Here is a 17020-nt window from a genome sequence, read left to right on the forward strand (position 1 = left end):
ATCGGCTTACGGGAAATTCGGGAAGTCGGTGGGGTTCAGCCGGCGACGAGCTGCCGCGTCGCACCAATGCGCCAGCGCGCCAAGTGCTCGTCGGCATAGCGACGCACGCAGCGCAGCACGGCGCTTTCGTGCTGCACGAGGAAGAAGTGATGGCCGTCAAACATGTCCAGGGAAAACCCACTGGCGGCGTCGAGTTGCCAGTCGAGCAACTGGTCGGCACGCACGCTGTCTTGCTTGCCACCGAACACATGGATCGGCAGCGCCAGGGGCTGGCGCTCGCCATAGGTGAAACTGCCGCACAGCAGGAAATCAGCGCGCAGGATCGGCAACATCAGTTGCATCAGCTCGGGGTTGGCCAGGGCTTCTTCGGCGGTGCCCTGCAATTCGCGCAGTCGGGCAATCAGTTGGGCATCGGTCTTTTCGACGGCGTACCCGCTCACATCACGACGCGCCGGGCCCGCCGTGCCGGACGCGAACAACGCCAGGGGCGCGGGCAGATTGCGCGCGTTCAGAGCGTGAGCCAATTCAAACGCCAACAGCCCGCCAAGGCTGTGGCCGAACAAGGCATAGGGGCCATCCAGATCACGGCTGATTTCTTCAGCAAGCTGCGCGGCCAAGGCCTTGATATCGCGCTGCAATGGCTCGTCCATGCGCATGCCGCGTCCCGGCAATTCCAGCGGGCACACTTGCAGCCAGTCCGGCAGGACCCGGCGCCAGCGAGCGTAGACCGAGGCGCTGGCGCCTGAGTGGGGCAGGCAAAACAGGCGCAGCCGCAGGGACGTACTCATCCCGCGAGGACTCCGAACTGAAACACGCTGAATGCACGATAAAAACCCATCTGGTCCTCCTGCGGGTGCTGATCCTTGGCCGTTGTACTAACGAACCTGTCACCCATGAGAACGGACGGAGCCTTCAAATAATTAGTCGCCGGGGGCGAGCGAGACGTGGTTCACACCTTTGCCCAAGGCATAAGATTAGTTCGTCTTCTCATTTGACAATCATTATCATTAAGCATAATTTGTTGCCCGATATGTAGGAGGCCTCAGCAGGGATGCCCTCCCCTAACCTATTCGCAGCAAGGTGATTTCCATGACGGAACAAGTATCCACAGGCAGGTGCGATTCACCCCTTCTCCAGGCGTTCGTCGACAATCGACTGATTTTGGTGAAGATCGCGGCCCGTATCACCGGGTGCCGCTCCCGCGCCGAAGACGTGGTGCAGGACGCCTACTTCCGGCTGCAGTCGGCGCCGACCATCACCTCATCGTTCAAGGCCCAACTGAGTTATCTGTTCCAGATCGTGCGCAACCTGGCGATCGATCATTACCGCAAGCAGGCCCTGGAGCTCAAATACTCCGGGACCGAAGAGGAAGGCTTGAATGTGGTTATTCACGGCGCTTCACCGGAAACCTCGCACATCAATTTCAACACCCTGGAAAACATCGCCGACGCCCTGACGCAACTGCCCCAGCGCACCCGCTACGCGTTCGAGATGTACCGCTTGCATGGCGTGCCGCAAAAAGACATCGCCAAGGAGCTTGGGGTGTCTCCGACCTTGGTGAACTTCATGATTCGCGATGCGCTGGTGCATTGCCGCAAGGTGTCGGGCAGTCATAGTGATACGTTTGCGCGGCGGGTTTGAATCAAGCCGCCGCACTTACGGACAAGCGAACAATCCCTTGATGTGCTTTCAATAGGAACAGGCAGTACTGCACACACATGGCAGGCTGCCTGTTTTTTAACCGACCGCGATATATCAAACCGACATCACCAGTATTTGCCGGAGGTTGAAATCATTTCCCCATCCCGTCGCTACATGACTATGAATCTGAAGCGTCATGACCGCAGATGAGGCCGTGAATTCAAGCTTGAGCTCTTCTTGCGTGCGATTGGGAAACGGGACGACAGGGGTCTTTTGATTGGCATCGGCACTCAGCGACAACTCTGGTACCGCATAAGCGCTATTGGCCCGTTGAACAAAGACAGAGAATGAATACGCCTGCCCCACCACCAGCCGTGAAAAGGTTTTCTCAAGCAATACGCCATCTGAATTATGGGTGTAACTGTAAAAGTGCCCATACCAATCATCACCATTACGCTGGATGATCAAGTCGCGAGGGTCTTTAATTGCCGAACCTTTTTCCCAACCGTTCAAGTTTTCAAATTCAAAATCGGTTCCATCGTAGAAGGCATAACGTGTTGACTGCCTAATACCTTTTGTGACTACCCGCAACTCTTGAACCGGTTCAAGTTCTAGCGATGGAACCCTGTCATATTTGACCAAAAAACGCACATCAATGGATGACCAATTTGCCAATTTATTCAGAAAATAACGTGTAATCTGAAATTGAAAGCCATTCATGACTTCGTACGGTCTCACCTCATAAAGGTTCATCACCTCAAGCGAAGCAGGTTCGCCATGCTCGTCCGTACCCTCTACACGACATGATACGAGCTGACCGGCTGCAATTAAGGGGTAAGGATCCAGCGTCGCATTTACATTGCCCGGGAATGTCGCCAAATCCAGATTCTCCCCCGTTCCCGCTTCAATTAGATAGACACCCGGCACGTCCACATCACTGGGGGACAATGGCATGATGGTCAAGTCAAGCTCCAGCGATTGACCCAAAAACATTTCACCCATCTGTACGGTATAAAAAATGTGCGTCGTATAACCAATACATAGGCCAATAACAGACGGGGGAATGAAGAACTCCAAACGCCCCGAATGATTACCCTGTTGAGGAGCAATCACCGGATTGGCCTCTGCCAGGGGGGCCTTGAAGTAAACCGTATACGTCTCACTCGGTAACATACCGTCCAATTCAATGACAACTTTTGCTCCACCTCTTACCAGCAACGGATTCAAGGTTGGTCCTTGAGCATACTCAACGGAGGGCACTGGATATTCGATTTGCGGGTTAGATATATTGGCCATGATAAAACTCCCTATGTTGAAACTCGCGAGGTACGAACTTCAAGTCAAGGAGTGAACAACGCATACAACCAGACAGCTACTGTCAGAACTGACAGTTTTATTGATTAGCCGACAAATGGTATTCAAGTAAAAACCGACTCTATTGCCCGGGCACCGCCGTCACATCAATTCGATACGGCTCGAAAATCTTCAACATCTGGCCATTATCACGCAGCCCCTTGAGCAACCCGGCAAACGCCGGCCCGGTGATCGGTGCCTTGGGCCGCAGCAACGCGTAGTGGTGATACACCTGGTCAATACGCTCCGACACCAAAAACTGCCCCGCCATGTCTGCGTTGCGCACCATGAAATCACTCAGGTACGAACGGGTAACCAGCGCAATATCCGCACGCCCACGGGCAACCATCAGCAGGTTACTGTCATGGGAATAGGTCAACGTCGCGTTGAAACGCTCGGCCATGTTCTTGGGATCGGGATTGAAGTCGGCGAAGGCATAGTGATACCCGCTGAATACCGCCAGGCGCTTGCCGCTGAGGTCGGCGAAGTAGCTCTGGTCACGCCCGGGTTGGCGCTGGGCAACGAAGATTTCCGCATCTTCCAGCCCCATATCAACACTGGTATGGGCAATATTCTGCCAACCCCAGGACGGGTTTTCGAAGATCGCCATGTCGACCCGGCCTTGCTCGAAGTCACGAAAACGCCGGGGGATCGAGGTAGGCACCACCACAAACTGGTAATCGGTTTGCGCAGCGTTCAACGCCTCGACCAATTGCGGCAGCAACCCGGTGTCGGCGCCTTGTTCAGGGCGTACGGTGTAGGGCGGAAAATGCGCCGCGCCGACTCTCACCAACTGCGCGGCACCGGCCTGCGTCCACGCGGCGGTGCCCAGTGCCCATAAAGTAAGTCCTGCAGCCAGCCGCCATGGCGAAAACATCGAGGCACGCACCGTTGAAGAGTTCAATGCCGATAAGCTAGGCGTTTTTACTTGGGGAGACAACTTTCGTCAGCAAATTAATAACTTGCGCCTCAGTCTGACTTCAGCACCATCAACAAGGCCTCTTCGGCCAACTCTTCAAGGGTCAGGCTGCCTTGGGCACGAAACCAGGTGGTGGTCCAGGACAAGGCGCCAGTGAGGAAGCGCCGGGTGATAAACACATCGCCCCGGATGTAGCCAGCGGCCTTGGCCTCGCCCAGTACCTGCAACCAGATCTGCTCATACACGTCACGCAGGGCCAGCACGTGCGCCTGGCCTTCGGCCGACAGCGAGCGCCATTCGTAGACCAGCACCGCCATGGCCTCGCCACTGCCGCCCATGATCGACTGCAACTCGCAGCGGATCAGCGCCAGCACGCGTTCGCGCACCGTGCTCGCCTCTTCCAGTGAAGCGCGCATCATCGCGGTGTTGTAATGGATGGTTTCCTCCATCACCGCACGCAATATCTCATCCTTGCTCTTGAAGTGATGAAAGATGCTGCCGGACTGGATGCCCACGGCGCTGGCCAGATCTCGCACAGTGGTGCGCTCGAACCCCTTGTTGCGAAACAGATGAGCTGCGGTTTGCAGCAACTTGCCGCGGGCGCTCTCGGGGTCCGTCAATTGGCCACCATCGACCATGGTGCGCATCACCCCCAGGGCTTTGTGCTCATCCATGCTGCTCTCCTTCACGTCTACTGTCGTCTTGGCCGGCAATTTAGGCCGTGACTGCCACCCAAGCAAGCGCTTGGGTAAAACTTGTGACTGGAGTTTACAAACCAAGCGCTTGCTTGGTAGTCTCGGCACCAGCCCTTGGAGGAAGGATTTCTCATGAGCAAGACGGTACGTATCGGCTGCGCCAGCGCCTTCTGGGGCGACACTTGCACCGCCGCCGCCCAATTGGTGCAGGGCGGCGCCTTGGATTACCTGGTGTTCGATTACCTGGCGGAAGTCACCATGTCGATCCTCGCCGGTGCCCGCCTGAAAGACCCCAAGGCCGGTTACGCCACGGATTTTGTCGAGGTGCTTACGCCCCTGCTGGCGGATATCCAGCGCCAGGGCATCCGGGTGATCAGCAATGCCGGCGGTATCAACCCCCAGGCCTGCGCCGCCGCCCTGCAAGCAGCCTGCGATAACGCCCACATCCCGCTGAAAATCGCCGTGTTGCTCGGCGATGACCTGCACCCTCAACTCAAACAGCTGCCACCTGTCACCGACCTGTACAACGGCGCCCCGCTGCCGCCCCTGTGCGTGTCCGCCAACGCCTACCTCGGCGCACCGGGCATTGCCCAGGCATTGGGGCTCGGCGCCGATATTGTCATCACCGGCCGGGTGGTCGACAGCGCAGTGGTCAGCGCGGCACTGGTGCATGAATTCAATTGGTCATGGCAGGACTACGATCACCTGGCCCAGGCTGCCCTGGCCGGGCATATCATCGAATGCGGCGCCCAATGCACCGGCGGTAACTTCACCGACTGGCGTGACGTGCCCGACTACGAACACATCGGCTTCCCCATCGTCGAAGTCAGCGCCGACGGCCAGTTCACCGTCAACAAGGTCGAAGGCAGCGGCGGGCTGATCAGCGAACTCAGCGTGGCCGAACAACTGCTGTATGAAATCGGTGACCCGCGCGCCTATGTGCTGCCGGACGTGATCTGCGATTTCAGCCAGGTCAAACTGCAGCAACAAGGCAAACACGCGGTGCGCCTGCACGGCGCCAAGGGCCTGCCACCCACCGACCAGTACAAGGTCAGCGCCACCTACCCCGATGGCTTTCGCTGCACCGCCAGTTGCCTGCTCGCTGGCATCGACGCGGTGGCCAAGGCCGAGCGGGTCAGCCAGGCGCTCATCAACAAGACTTCGGAGCTGTTCAGCCAGCGCGGCTGGGCGCCCTACACCGACGTCAATATCGAACTGCTCGGCAGCGAAGCCACCTACGGCGCCCACGCCCGGCGTGCGGATTGCCGTGAAGTGGTGGTGAAACTGGCGGTGCGGCACCCGAGCAAGCAGGCGCTGGTGCTGTTCGCCCGCGAGATCGCCCAGGCGGCAACCGGCATGGCACCGGGGCTGACCGGCATTGTCGGCGGGCGGCCGACGGTGTATCCGCTGATTCGGCTGTTTTCGTTCCTGGTCGACAAATCACGGTGTAGCGTCGCCATCGAGTACCAAGGCCAACGTTATGCCGTCGAGCTGCCCGCCTCCGCGCCTCTGCTCACGCCGGCTGTGCCCATCGAGCCGGCCAAGCCCCAGGGCCATGCCGACGCCAGCGTACCGCTGGTGAAACTCGCCGTGGCGCGCTCAGGTGACAAGGGCAACCACAGCAATATTGGCGTGATCGCCCGCCACCCCGACTACCTGCCGTGGATCGCCGAAGCCCTGACCCCGGAGGTGATCGTCGACTGGATGGACCACGTGCTCGACCCGATCCATGGCCGCGTCGAACGCTGGTACTTGCCCGGCAGCCACAGCCTGAATTTCCTGCTGGAGAATGCCCTGGGCGGCGGCGGTATCGCCAGCCTGCGCATCGACCCGCAAGGCAAAGCCTTCGCTCAGCAACTGCTGGAAATCCCCATCGCCGTGCCGCAACACATTGCCGACCAACTCACCTAAAGGACCGTTGCCGTGGCCTTCGACTCGATCTTCAAAGCCGACCTGTTCAAGGGGCAAACCGTGATTGTCACCGGAGGCGGCAGTGGCATTGGCCGCTGCACCGCCCATGAGCTGGCGGCCCTTGGTGCCTGCGTGATCCTGGTGGGGCGCAAGCCAGAAAAACTACAGAAGGTCGCGGCGGAAATTGCAGAAGATGGCGGCGTCGCCCATTGGCAGGCCTGTGACATCCGCGATGAAGAGGCGGTGAAGGCACTGGTCACGCAAGTCCTGCACGACCACGGCCCCATCCATGGGCTGGTGAATAACGCTGGCGGCCAATACCCGTCGCCACTGGCCGCGATCAATCAGAAGGGCTTTGAAACCGTACTGCGCACCAACCTGGTGGGCGGTTTCCTGATGGCGCGGGAAGTGTTCAACCAGTCGATGAGCAAGCACGGTGGCGCGATCGTCAACATGCTCGCTGACATGTGGGGCGGCATGCCCGGCATGGGCCACTCCGGCGCGGCGCGCTCCGGCATGGACAACTTCACCAAGACCGCCGCGTTTGAGTGGGGCTATGCCGGGGTGCGCGTCAACGCCGTGGCGCCTGGCTGGATTGCCTCCAGCGGCATGGACACCTACGAAGGCGCCTTCAAGGCGGTGATTCCCACCCTGCGTGAGCATGTGCCGCTCAAGCGCATCGGCACCGAGTCGGAAGTCAGCGCGGCCATCGTCTTCCTGCTCAGCCCGGCTGCGGCCTTTATCAGCGGTAGCACCCTGCGCATCGACGGCGCCGCCAGCCTGGGCAGCCGCGCATGGCCGCTGCACAAGGCGCAGGCGCCGAGCGAGCCATTCAACGGGTTCCACCGCGCCTACCTGCCGGATGTGCTCAAGGCGGAGCAATAACGCCATGCCAGTCATTGAAACCATGATCGCCCCTAACAGCCCAGCGTTCGCGCAAAACCGTGAAGCCATGCTGGCCACCATCGCCCAGTTGCGCCAGCTGGAACATAACCTGCTGGCCAAGGCCCAGGAAGCCAAGCCCAAGTTCGACAAGCGCGGCCAATTGCTGCCCCGTGAGCGCCTCAACCTGCTGCTGGACCCTGGAGCGCCGTTCCTGGAGCTGGCCAGCCTGGCCGGCTACAAACTCCACGACGACAAAGATGGCAGTGCCGCCGGGGGTGGGCTGATCGCCGGCATCGGCTATGTCAGCGGCGTGCGCATGCTGGTGGTGGCCAACAACAGCGCGATCAAGGGCGGCACCATTTCCCCCTCCGGGCTGAAAAAATCCCTGCGCCTGCAACAGATCGCCATGGAGAACAAACTGCCAGTGGTGACCCTCGCCGAAAGCGGCGGCGCCAACCTCAACTACGCCGCCGAGATTTTCGTTGAAGGCGCGCGCAGCTTTGCCAACCAGGCACGCATGTCCGCCATGGGCTTGCCGCAGATCACCGTGGTGCACGGCTCGGCCACGGCCGGTGGTGCGTATCAGCCGGGCTTGTCGGATTACGTGGTGGTGGTGCGCGGCAAGGCCAAGCTGTTCCTCGCCGGGCCACCGTTGCTCAAGGCCGCCACCGGCGAAGTCGCCACCGATGAAGAGCTGGGGGGCGCGCAGATGCACGCGCAAACCGCCGGCACCGCTGAGTACCTGGCCCAAGACGATGCCGATGGCGTGCGCATCGTGCGTGAAATTGTGGGCCTGCTGCCCTGGAATGACCGCTTGCCGCACGCGCCACCCCGCGCCTATCGCGAACCGCTGTACCCGATTGAAGAGCTGTTGGGGCTGATCCCCGATGACCCGAAAAAGCCCTATGACGTGCGCGAAATCCTGGCGCGCCTGGCCGACGGTTCCAACCTGCTGGAATTCAAGGGCGAGTTCGATCCCCACACCGTCTGCGCCCATCTGCATATCCAGGGGCGCGCCGTGGGAGTGATCGGCAATAACGGCCCCATCACGCCGAAGGGCGCGAGCAAGGCCGCGCAGTTTATCCAGCTGTGCGACCTGAGCCGCACGCCGCTGCTGTTTTTGCACAACACCACCGGCTTCATGGTGGGCACCGAGTCGGAACAGCAAGGGGTGATCAAGCACGGCGCGAAGATGATCCAGGCGGTGGCCAATGCCCGTGTGCCTAAACTCACCATCGTGGTCGGGGGCTCCTACGGTGCCGGCAACTACGCAATGTGCGGTCGCGGCCTGGACCCCCGCTTTATCTTCGCCTGGCCCAACAGCCGCACCGCGGTGATGGGCGGCGCACAAGCGGGCAAGGTGCTGCGCATTGTCACCGAGGCCAAGCAACTCAAGGACGGCCTGGTGCCCGACCCCAAGGTGCTCGACATGCTCGAACAGGTCACCGCGCAGAAGCTCGACAGCCAGTCCACCGCCCTCTACGGCAGCGCCAACCTGTGGGACGACGGGCTGATTGACCCACGGGATACCCGCACCTTGCTCGGATTTTTGCTGGATATCTGTCACGAAGCCGAACTGCGACAACTGCAACCGAACAGCTTTGGTGTGGCGCGGTTCTAATCAGGAGAACAATAAAAATGATCTTCACCCAGGAACACCAGGAACTGCGCCGCACCGTGCGCGCCTTCGTCGACCGCGAGATCAACCCGCACGTAGATGAATGGGAAAAAGCCGGGCGCTTCCCCATTCACGAAATCTTCCGCAAGGCCGGCGACCTCGGCCTGCTGGGCATCTCCAAACCGGAAAAATTCGGCGGCATGGGCCTGGACTACAGCTACTCCATTGTCGCCGCCGAAGAGTTCGGCACCATCCGCTGCGGCGGCATCCCCATGTCCATCGGCGTGCAGACCGATATGTGCACCCCGGCCCTGGCGCGCTTCGGCTCCGATGAACTGCGCGAAGAGTTCCTGCGCCCGGCCATCAGCGGCGAACAAGTGGGCTGCATCGGCGTCTCGGAAACCGGCGCCGGCTCCGACGTGGCCGGGCTCAAGACCCATGCGCGCAAGGATGGTGATGACTACGTGATCAATGGCAGCAAGATGTGGATCACCAATTCGCCCAGCGCTGACTTCATCTGCCTGCTGGCCAACACCTCGGACGACAAGCCGCACATCAACAAATCCCTGATCATGGTGCCGATGAACAGCCCCGGCATCAGCGTCAGCCCGCCGTTGGAAAAACTCGGCATGCACAGCTCCGAGACCGCCCAGGTGTTTTTCGACGGCGTGCGCGTACCGCAACGCAACCGCATCGGCCACGAAGGCGCGGGCTTCATGATGCAGATGTTGCAGTTCCAAGAGGAACGCCTGTTTGGCGCGGCCAATATGATCAAGGGCCTGGAGTACTGCATCGACAGCACCATCGAATACTGCAAGGAGCGCCAGACCTTCGGCAAGGCGTTGATCGACAACCAGGTGATCCACTTCCGCCTGGCGGAACTGGCCACCGAAATCGAATGCCTGCGCGCCTTGGTCTACCAGGCCACCGAGCAGTACATCAAGGGCCAGGACGTCACGCGGCTGGCCTCCATGGCCAAACTCAAGGCCGGGCGCCTGGGCCGTGAGGTCAGCGACAGTTGCCTGCAATATTGGGGCGGCATGGGCTTCATGTGGGACAACCCGGTGGCCCGCGCCTATCGCGACGTGCGCCTGGTGTCGATTGGCGGCGGTGCCGACGAAATCATGCTGGGCATCATCTGCAAACTGATGGGCACCCTGCCCGGTAAAAAGCCATGAGCACCTTGCTGCTAGAAGCCCACAACGGCGTGCTGCATATCACCCTCAACCGGCCCGAATGCCGCAATGCAATGAGCCTTGAAATGGTCAATGAGCTGCGCGCGGTACTGGCGCAGTTGGACAGCCAGGTGCGCGCCGTGGTGATCAGCGGCGCGGGCGGGCATTTTTGCGCGGGGGCCGATGTGAAGGATCTGGTCAGCGCGGGGGATCAACTGCAAGCGTTGAACCGCGCATTTGGCACCTTGCTGCAAGAGGTGCAGGCACTGGCACCCGTGGTGATCGCGGTGCTGCAAGGCGCGGTGCTGGGCGGTGGGTTCGGGCTGGCGTGCGTGAGTGATGTTGCGATTGCAGAGGGCCAGGCGCAGTTCGGCTTGCCCGAGACCCGCTTGGGGTTGTTGCCGGCACAGATTGCGCCGTTTGTGGTCAAGCGTATTGGCCTTACTCACACGCGGCGCCTGGCGCTGACGGCGGCGCGGTTTGATGGGGTGGAGGCTGGACGGCTGGGAGTGGTGCATTTTGTCGAGCACGACGCCCAGGCATTGGCGCAGCGGGTGGATGAGGTATTGGGGCAGGTGTTGCAGTGTGCGCCGGGGGCGAACGCACGGACTAAAGCGCTGTTGCTGGCCAGTGTGGATGAGCCCCTTGAGGCCGTGCTGGATCGCGGGGCGCAGTGGTTTGCCGAGGCGGTGAGGAGTGAAGAAGGGGTTGAGGGGACGCAGGCGTTTGTGCAGAAGCGAAAGCCGAGTTGGTCTCGATGACGCCATCGCAGGCAAGCCAGCTCCCACAGGGGGAGACATTTCAAATGTGGGAGCTGGCTTGCCTGCGAAGAGGCCCCAACACACGCCACATCCACCAAGGAATAACCCAATGCCCGCATTCACCAAGATCCTGATCGCCAACCGCGGTGAAATCGCCTGCCGCATCCAGCGCACTGCCCAGGCCCTCGGCTACCGCACCGTGGCCGTGTACAGCGACGCGGATTCCGACGCCCTGCACGTGCAGATGGCCGACGAAGCCGTACACATCGGCCCGGCGCCCGTACACCAGTCCTACCTGAACACAGAGGCCATCCTCGCCGCCGCCCAACTGACCGGCGTCGACGCCATTCACCCCGGCTACGGTTTCCTCTCGGAAAACCCCGACTTCGCCCGCGCCTGCCAGCAGGCCACGCTCACCTTCATCGGCCCCAGCGCCGAGGCGATCGAACTAATGGGCAGCAAACGCCTGTCCAAACTCGCCATGCTCGACGCCGGCGTACCTTGCATCGCCGGCTACCAAGGCAGTGCCCAGGACGATGCCACCCTGCAACAGGAAGCCGAACACATCGGCTTCCCGCTGATGATCAAGGCCAGCGCCGGCGGCGGTGGGCGTGGCATGCGCCTGGTGCACCAGCGCGAACAGCTGCTGGAGCAATTGCGCACCGCACGCTCGGAAGCCATGAATGCGTTCGGCAGCGACGAGTTGATCCTCGAACAGGCGCTGATCGACCCGCGCCACGTGGAAGTGCAACTGTTCGGCGACAGCCATGGCAACCTGATTTACCTCGGCGAACGCGACTGTTCGATCCAGCGCCGCCATCAGAAAGTCATTGAAGAAGCGCCCTGCCCCGTGATGACGCCCAATCTGCGCCAGGCCATGGGCGAAGCCGCGCTCAAGGCCGGGCGGGCGGTGAACTATGTGGGTGCCGGCACCGTGGAGTTTCTGCTCGACCGCAGCGGCCAGTTTTATTTCCTGGAAATGAACACGCGCCTGCAAGTCGAACACCCCGTCACCGAGATGATTACCGGCCTCGACCTGGTGGACTGGCAGTTGCAGATCGCCGCCGGCCAACCGCTGCCACTCACCCAATCACAGGTGACCCTGACCGGCCACGCCATGGAAGTACGCCTGTACGCCGAAGACCCGGCCCAGGGCTTCCTGCCGCAAACCGGTGACGTGTTGCGTTGGGAACCAGCCCCCGGCGTACGCATCGACCATGGATTGCTTGAAGGCCAAACCGTCAGCCCGTTCTACGACCCGATGCTGGGCAAGATCATCGCCCACGGCGCCAGCCGCGAAGAAGCCCGGCGAAAACTGCTGCGGGCCGTGGAAGACAGCGTATTGCTGGGCGTGGCGACCAACCAGCGTTTGCTCATCGACCTGCTCAAGCACCCGGACTTTATCAACGGCGACTTCAGCACGGGCTTGATCGCCGAACACTTCAGCGTCATCCCACAGCACACGGCGACCGCTGAACAGCTCAAGCTGGCCGCCGCGCTGTTTTATCAACACAGCGCCAACCAGCACACCCAAACACTTGCGCGCTGGCGCAATACGGCGAGTGTCCCCGTAACGTACCGTCTGGAGGCCAATGGACAACTCCACAGCGTCAGCGTTGACGACCTGCAACTCACCACCGACGGCCGCCACGCCAGCCTGGTCATCAAGGGGGTCCGCCGCCGCATCGCTTATCACCTGGACGGCAACCGGCTATGGCTACCAGGGCTGACTGTCACAGACCGCACCCAGCAAGTCGCCAGCCGCCAGGCCGACGCCAGCAGCGGCACGGTCCAGGCGCCCATGGACGGCGCCATCGTCGATATACGGGTGTGCGTCGGTGAGACCGTCAGCAAAGGCCAACTGTTGCTGGTGCTCGAAGCGATGAAAATGGAGCACCCGTTGAAGGCCGGCATCGATGGCACCGTCAAGGAGATGCGCGTCATGACGGGCGATCAGGTGCGCAACCGTCAGGTTTTGCTGGAGATCGAATAACGCCCCTAGGCGGAACTACAGGGCCGGGCTACGCTCTATCCCCATCAGGAAGGGACGAGTACGGGAACCTGCACATGCCTCATTGGCTGATTATTGACCTTGAAGCCACAACGGATGACGGCGGCTGGCCCGTGACAGAGATGGAAGTCATCGAGATCGGCGCCAGCCTGGTCAACCGCCAGGGCCGCGAACTGGACCACTTTCAGCGCTTTGTGCGGCCCTTGCGGCGGCCATTGCTGACACCCTTTTGCCGCAAACTCACCCATATCACTCAGGCCAATATCGACATGGCCGCGCCGATCACCGAGGTGTGGCCGCTGTTCGAGCGCTGGCTGGGCCAACATCAGCCACGCCTGGAAGGCTGGGCCAGCTGGGGTGACTATGATCGCGTGCAGCTTGAGCTGGAGTGGCAGCGCCATGGCCTCGCCAGCGCCTTGGGCGACACGCCGCATGTGAACCTCAAGCAACGCTTTGCCAAGGCCCGGCGCCTGGACAAGCCGCTGGGGCTCAATGGTGCGCTGCAATTGGCCGGAATGCAGTTCAATGGCCAGCAGCATCGCGCCCTGGAGGATGCACGCAACACCGCGCGCCTGCTGCCACTGATTTTGCCGGTCTAGGCAGCGCTTGCAGCCTTGGGCATACTGGCCAACCAATTTCCTTTGATGCTGCCCACCTGCACCAACGAAATCCTGTGGCGAGCAAGCTTGCTTGCGCTGGGGTGCGAAGCGCCCCCAAAAAACGGGGACTGCTACGCAGTCAACGGGAGCAAGCTCCCTCGCCACAGAAGCCCGCGCCTGCAGTGATGAGCGTAAGCATCCATCTTTTCCGAGGATCCACCCATGTTCAAAGTCAACGAGTACTTCGACGGCACCGTCAAGTCGATCGCTTTCGGCACCGCAGAAGGGCCGGCGACCATCGGCGTGATGGCTCCCGGTGAATACGAATTCGGCACCGCCCAACGTGAAATCATGCACGTTGTCTCCGGCGCCCTGACCGTGAAGCTGCCCGACAGCAGCGACTGGGAAACCTTCGCTGCCGGTAGCCAGTTCAACGTACCGGCCAACAGCAAGTTTCAACTCAAAGTGACGGTCGATACCGCTTACTTGTGCGAATACCGTGGCTAAATCTTTAATTTCGCAAAAAATACTTCCCTAACCTGGTTCAGCATGCCGAGCTGGGCGGGAGCAGGTTCTGCCGAGAGTATCCTTTGCGATCGTTCATGTTCGCACTCAGTCGCGCGACTGGGCGCAATGAAATCCTGAAACGCGGTACCCACTCCAAGAACGACAAATAGCCGGAAAATATCCGGCTATTTTCGAATATCCTGGCTGGACAACTCTTTAACCAAACCTACTAACTTATGCAGCTCGCCATCAACGAACTTCATGGCGGGAAGGCACAAAATTAGGATTGGCTCGCTCCTCATAAAAAATGGTGGCCGCGTGAGTAGCTGGACGCAGTTCCACCTTTGATATGTCATAGAAACAGACGGGATTGTTTTGATTAAATCCTTTTATGGCCAGAAATTTCGCACGTGCGGCACTTTCGGTCACGTCATCTCTCGGCAACTCTACGATAAATTCCATCATTCACTCTCCTGATATCCATCGCCCAGTTGAGATAACAGGGCTACCGGGATATTCCCACTTGGCTTGGAGTGCTTAAACTGTCAGATTTGACAGGTTTCTAGATTCATTCGTCATAGTGCCGGGCATTTTGATGACTACTGATAAGGGGTGTGGCGAACAGATTGATTGGGGCTGAGCACTCCCGTCAGGCACGCCCCTGCTGATCAACCGCTGGGAGTGATCTGTAACAGAGACATATTCCCACTGCACAACATACTTTCCTATAAGGATTAGGGGGGGCCAAGAGCGTCGATCTTGCTCTCCTGCTGCGAGACGGGCTTTTTTATTCCAGCACCGTTACCGGCATGCCGACTTCCAGGCGCCCAATACCATCGTTGACCAGGTTCTGGCCGAACATCGCGCCCTTTTCAGTCTTGCGGTAGGTTTCCAGCGTCGCGAAAGGCTCGCGGTCGGGGCTGCGCTCACCGGTCTGGGGGTCGACTGTGGTGAGGATGCACCGCGAGCACGGCTTGACCACCCGAAACTCCACGTCGCCGATGCGCAAGCGCTTCCAGCCGTCTTCGGCGAAAGCCTCGGCGCCTTCGATAACCAGGTTGGGACGAAAGCGCAGCATCTGCATCGGGCGGCCGATTTTTTCACACAAGTCGTCGAGGGAGCCCTGGCCGATCAACAGCAACGGGTAGCCGTCAGCGAAGCCGACCTTGTCGTCATCCTTGCCATAACCGGCTTCGGTGGTGCGCGCACGTTCCAGGGGCAGTTGCACCAGGCGCGTCGGCTTGCCAATGAATGCGCTGACCCAGGCCGCGGCCTCATCGCCAGCATCCGGCACACGCAGGGTGTCGCGCCAGATGGTCACACCACGCAGTTCGCTGGCGCTGCCCGGCAATTCCACATCCAATGGCGCGTAGCCCGGCGAACTCAGGGTCAGGCCCCCGCTGCTGTTCCACAACGCCGAGAGCTGGCTCATCTTCGCCACGGCCCGCTGCGTCAGGAACCGCCCGCTGGCTTCATCCACCAGCATCCAGCGTCGATCCCCGTCCAACCCGAGTTTATCCAGGCCAATCTGCTGCAAGGCTTCAGCCTTGCCGGACTTCAAGGGGTAACGGTACAACGCGCTGAGACGCAGCATGGGCCTGCCTTCCTAGGAAACAAAGTGTCATCCTAAAGTCAGGCGGGCATTTCGTCCAACATCAGTCGCTGGCGCACCACGTCCACCAGCTTGTCCGGCTGGAATTTGGAGAGGAAATTGTCGCAGCCGACCTTCTTGACCATCGAGTCATTGAAGCTGCCCGACAGCGAAGTGTGCATCACCACGTACAGACCACGCAGGCGCGGGTCGTTGCGGATTTCGGTAGTGAGACGGTAGCCATCCATCTCGGGCATTTCGGCGTCGGTGAAGATCATCAGCAGTTTGTCGGTCATCACCTGGCCGCTGTCGGCCCAGGCCTTGAGCATGTTCAGTGCCTTGAGGCCGTCGCTGGCGACGTGCATCTTCACGCCCAACTGGCCCAGGGTGTCACGCAGCTGCGACAACGCCACGTTGGAATCATCCACCAGCAGCACTTCGCGGCCACGGGCACGCTCCAGCACCGGGTCTTCAAGTTTGTCCCGGGAGACCTTGGCGTTGTAGGGCACGATCTCGGCGAGGACTTTTTCCACGTCGATGATTTCCACCAGTTGCTCATCGACCTTGCTGATGGCGGTGAGGTAGTGCTGGCGACCGGCGCTGGTCGGCGGCGGCAGGATGGCTTCCCAGTTCATGTTGACGATGCGGTCGACGCCGCCCACCAGGAACGCCTGCACCGAGCGATTATATTCGGTGACGATAATGGTGCTGTTGGGTCCCGGCACCAAAGGACGCATGCCGATGGCCTGGGACAGGTCGATCACCGGCAGGGTCTGGCCACGCAGGTTGACCACCCCGCACACGAACGGGTGGCGCTGGGGCATCAGGGTCAGCTTGGGCAACTGCAGCACTTCCTGCACTTTGAACACGTTGATCGCGAACAACTGCCGTCCGAAGAGGCGGAACATGAGAATTTCCAGGCGATTCTCACCCACCAATTGCGTGCGTTGATCTACCGTGTCGAGAATGCCGGCCATTAAAAACTCCTGGTGTACACGCCGCAGGCGCGTGAAAGGGTGTGCAGCTGTATAAGCACGTTATCGGCGGCAAGCGCCGGACCTTGACCCCAATAAAATGCCATGCAAATTCATTGATGTCACACTGACATCATGCTTTACTTCGTGCGCCCTTGATGCTCTTTCAAACCGCCTTGCGCGACAGTCGAATTGACGTGCAGTTCCACCACATAGGGGATTCCCCTATGCGCAATCAGGCCCAACCTGATATTCGCGATATCTAATAGCCATTAATGTGACGCCATTCTCATTGCATGAATGGAGTCAGGCTTTTGTTTGCCAACCCAAGCCCTTGGTCTACGGGCCTTTCAGGCACTCACGTATCGGCAACTGAAGTT

Annotated in this window: 16 protein-coding genes; 9 read left to right on the plus strand and 7 right to left on the minus strand. The window is 60.3% G+C overall.

Translation table 11 applies throughout. The annotated features are described in order from the left end of the window. Nucleotides 1–35: 35 nt before the first annotated feature. Complete coding sequence (locus CLM72_RS19100) at nt 36–788, minus strand: thioesterase II family protein (RefSeq protein ID WP_105227551.1); 753 nt, start codon at nt 786–788, stop codon at nt 36–38. A 301-nt stretch (nt 789–1089) separates the two neighbouring features. Here CLM72_RS19100 and CLM72_RS19105 point away from each other — a divergent pair, with 301 nt between their 5' ends. Further along, nucleotides 1090–1641, plus strand: coding sequence for an RNA polymerase factor sigma-70 (locus tag CLM72_RS19105; protein ID WP_032904207.1), 552 nt, complete (start codon nt 1090–1092; stop codon nt 1639–1641). Between the two features lie 114 nt (nt 1642–1755). On the opposite strand, the gene CLM72_RS19110 is transcribed toward CLM72_RS19105, so the two are convergent. From CLM72_RS19110 to CLM72_RS19120, 3 genes are all read right to left on the minus strand, one after another. Further along, a complete protein-coding gene (locus tag CLM72_RS19110; RefSeq protein WP_146120436.1) occupies nt 1756–2937 on the minus strand; it encodes a hypothetical protein in 1182 nt (393 codons plus the stop codon). A 139-nt stretch (nt 2938–3076) separates the two neighbouring features. Next, a complete protein-coding gene (locus tag CLM72_RS19115; protein ID WP_105227555.1) occupies nt 3077–3871 on the minus strand; it encodes an ABC transporter substrate-binding protein in 795 nt (264 codons plus the stop codon). A 92-nt stretch (nt 3872–3963) separates the two neighbouring features. Next, complete coding sequence (locus CLM72_RS19120) at nt 3964–4587, minus strand: TetR/AcrR family transcriptional regulator (protein ID WP_034126813.1); 624 nt, start codon at nt 4585–4587, stop codon at nt 3964–3966. A gap of 153 nt (nt 4588–4740) precedes the next feature. Here CLM72_RS19120 and CLM72_RS19125 point away from each other — a divergent pair, with 153 nt between their 5' ends. From CLM72_RS19125 to CLM72_RS19160, 8 genes are all read left to right on the plus strand, one after another. Then, a complete protein-coding gene (locus CLM72_RS19125; protein WP_105227557.1) occupies nt 4741–6519 on the plus strand; it encodes an acyclic terpene utilization AtuA family protein in 1779 nt (592 codons plus the stop codon). A 12-nt stretch (nt 6520–6531) separates the two neighbouring features. Next, a complete protein-coding gene (locus tag CLM72_RS19130; protein WP_105227564.1) occupies nt 6532–7404 on the plus strand; it encodes an SDR family oxidoreductase in 873 nt (290 codons plus the stop codon). Nucleotides 7405–7408: 4 nt separating this feature from the next. Further along, nucleotides 7409–9025, plus strand: coding sequence for a geranyl-CoA carboxylase subunit beta (atuC, locus tag CLM72_RS19135; RefSeq protein WP_105227566.1), 1617 nt, complete (start codon nt 7409–7411; stop codon nt 9023–9025). Between the two features lie 17 nt (nt 9026–9042). Beyond that, entirely contained in the window at nt 9043–10200 is a 1158-nt protein-coding gene (gene atuD / locus CLM72_RS19140) for a citronellyl-CoA dehydrogenase (RefSeq protein WP_105227568.1), read from the plus strand. Beyond that, nucleotides 10197–10958, plus strand: coding sequence for an enoyl-CoA hydratase/isomerase family protein (locus CLM72_RS19145; RefSeq protein WP_105227570.1), 762 nt, complete (start codon nt 10197–10199; stop codon nt 10956–10958). Before atuD ends, CLM72_RS19145 begins: the two co-directional genes overlap by 4 nt. Before the next feature lie 109 nt (nt 10959–11067). Next, on the plus strand, nt 11068–12951 hold the full coding sequence (locus tag CLM72_RS19150) for an acetyl/propionyl/methylcrotonyl-CoA carboxylase subunit alpha (RefSeq protein ID WP_105227572.1): 1884 nt from the start codon (nt 11068–11070) through the stop codon (nt 12949–12951). Between the two features lie 74 nt (nt 12952–13025). Continuing rightward, the gene (locus tag CLM72_RS19155) at nt 13026–13568 is read left to right on the plus strand and encodes an exonuclease domain-containing protein (RefSeq protein WP_019818536.1); all 543 of its coding nucleotides are present in this window, start codon (nt 13026–13028) and stop codon (nt 13566–13568) included. 222 nt (nt 13569–13790) lie between these two features. Next, nucleotides 13791–14075 (plus strand): pyrimidine/purine nucleoside phosphorylase, encoded by a 285-nt coding sequence (locus CLM72_RS19160; RefSeq protein ID WP_105227574.1) that lies wholly within the window; start codon nt 13791–13793, stop codon nt 14073–14075. A 249-nt stretch (nt 14076–14324) separates the two neighbouring features. Here CLM72_RS19160 and CLM72_RS28810 read toward each other — a convergent pair whose 3' ends face one another. The 3 genes from CLM72_RS28810 to CLM72_RS19170 all read right to left on the minus strand — a co-directional run bounded on the left by CLM72_RS28810 (nt 14325) and on the right by CLM72_RS19170 (nt 16643). Beyond that, a complete protein-coding gene (locus CLM72_RS28810) occupies nt 14325–14540 on the minus strand; it encodes a hypothetical protein (protein WP_158688695.1) in 216 nt (71 codons plus the stop codon). 322 nt (nt 14541–14862) lie between these two features. Next, on the minus strand, nt 14863–15669 hold the full coding sequence (locus CLM72_RS19165; RefSeq protein ID WP_105227576.1) for an MOSC domain-containing protein: 807 nt from the start codon (nt 15667–15669) through the stop codon (nt 14863–14865). Nucleotides 15670–15707: 38 nt separating this feature from the next. Further along, nucleotides 15708–16643, minus strand: coding sequence for a chemotaxis protein CheV (locus CLM72_RS19170; protein ID WP_034126805.1), 936 nt, complete (start codon nt 16641–16643; stop codon nt 15708–15710). Nucleotides 16644–17020: the final 377 nt, after the last annotated feature.

It is taken from the genome of Pseudomonas sp. MYb193 (genome assembly GCF_002966775.1).
Lineage (GTDB): Bacteria > Pseudomonadota > Gammaproteobacteria > Pseudomonadales > Pseudomonadaceae > Aquipseudomonas > Aquipseudomonas paracarnis.

What these genes read in the sequence shown, in the direction of transcription:
- CLM72_RS19100 (WP_105227551.1), bottom strand. Translation starts at nt 788, where the DNA reads ATGAGTACGTCCCTGCGGCTGCGCCTGTTTTGCCTGCCCCACTCAGGC.
- CLM72_RS19155 (WP_019818536.1), top strand. Translation starts at nt 13,026, where the DNA reads ATGCCTCATTGGCTGATTATTGACCTTGAAGCCACAACGGATGACGGC.
- CLM72_RS19110 (WP_146120436.1), bottom strand. Translation starts at nt 2,937, where the DNA reads ATGGCCAATATATCTAACCCGCAAATCGAATATCCAGTGCCCTCCGTT.
- CLM72_RS19150 (WP_105227572.1), top strand. Translation starts at nt 11,068, where the DNA reads ATGCCCGCATTCACCAAGATCCTGATCGCCAACCGCGGTGAAATCGCC.
- CLM72_RS19165 (WP_105227576.1), bottom strand. Translation starts at nt 15,669, where the DNA reads ATGCTGCGTCTCAGCGCGTTGTACCGTTACCCCTTGAAGTCCGGCAAG.
- CLM72_RS19125 (WP_105227557.1), top strand. Translation starts at nt 4,741, where the DNA reads ATGAGCAAGACGGTACGTATCGGCTGCGCCAGCGCCTTCTGGGGCGAC.
- CLM72_RS19115 (WP_105227555.1), bottom strand. Translation starts at nt 3,871, where the DNA reads ATGTTTTCGCCATGGCGGCTGGCTGCAGGACTTACTTTATGGGCACTG.
- atuD (WP_105227568.1), top strand. Translation starts at nt 9,043, where the DNA reads ATGATCTTCACCCAGGAACACCAGGAACTGCGCCGCACCGTGCGCGCC.
- CLM72_RS19145 (WP_105227570.1), top strand. Translation starts at nt 10,197, where the DNA reads ATGAGCACCTTGCTGCTAGAAGCCCACAACGGCGTGCTGCATATCACC.
- CLM72_RS19170 (WP_034126805.1), bottom strand. Translation starts at nt 16,643, where the DNA reads ATGGCCGGCATTCTCGACACGGTAGATCAACGCACGCAATTGGTGGGT.
- CLM72_RS19120 (WP_034126813.1), bottom strand. Translation starts at nt 4,587, where the DNA reads ATGGATGAGCACAAAGCCCTGGGGGTGATGCGCACCATGGTCGATGGT.
- CLM72_RS28810 (WP_158688695.1), bottom strand. Translation starts at nt 14,540, where the DNA reads ATGATGGAATTTATCGTAGAGTTGCCGAGAGATGACGTGACCGAAAGT.
- CLM72_RS19105 (WP_032904207.1), top strand. Translation starts at nt 1,090, where the DNA reads ATGACGGAACAAGTATCCACAGGCAGGTGCGATTCACCCCTTCTCCAG.
- CLM72_RS19160 (WP_105227574.1), top strand. Translation starts at nt 13,791, where the DNA reads ATGTTCAAAGTCAACGAGTACTTCGACGGCACCGTCAAGTCGATCGCT.
- atuC (WP_105227566.1), top strand. Translation starts at nt 7,409, where the DNA reads ATGCCAGTCATTGAAACCATGATCGCCCCTAACAGCCCAGCGTTCGCG.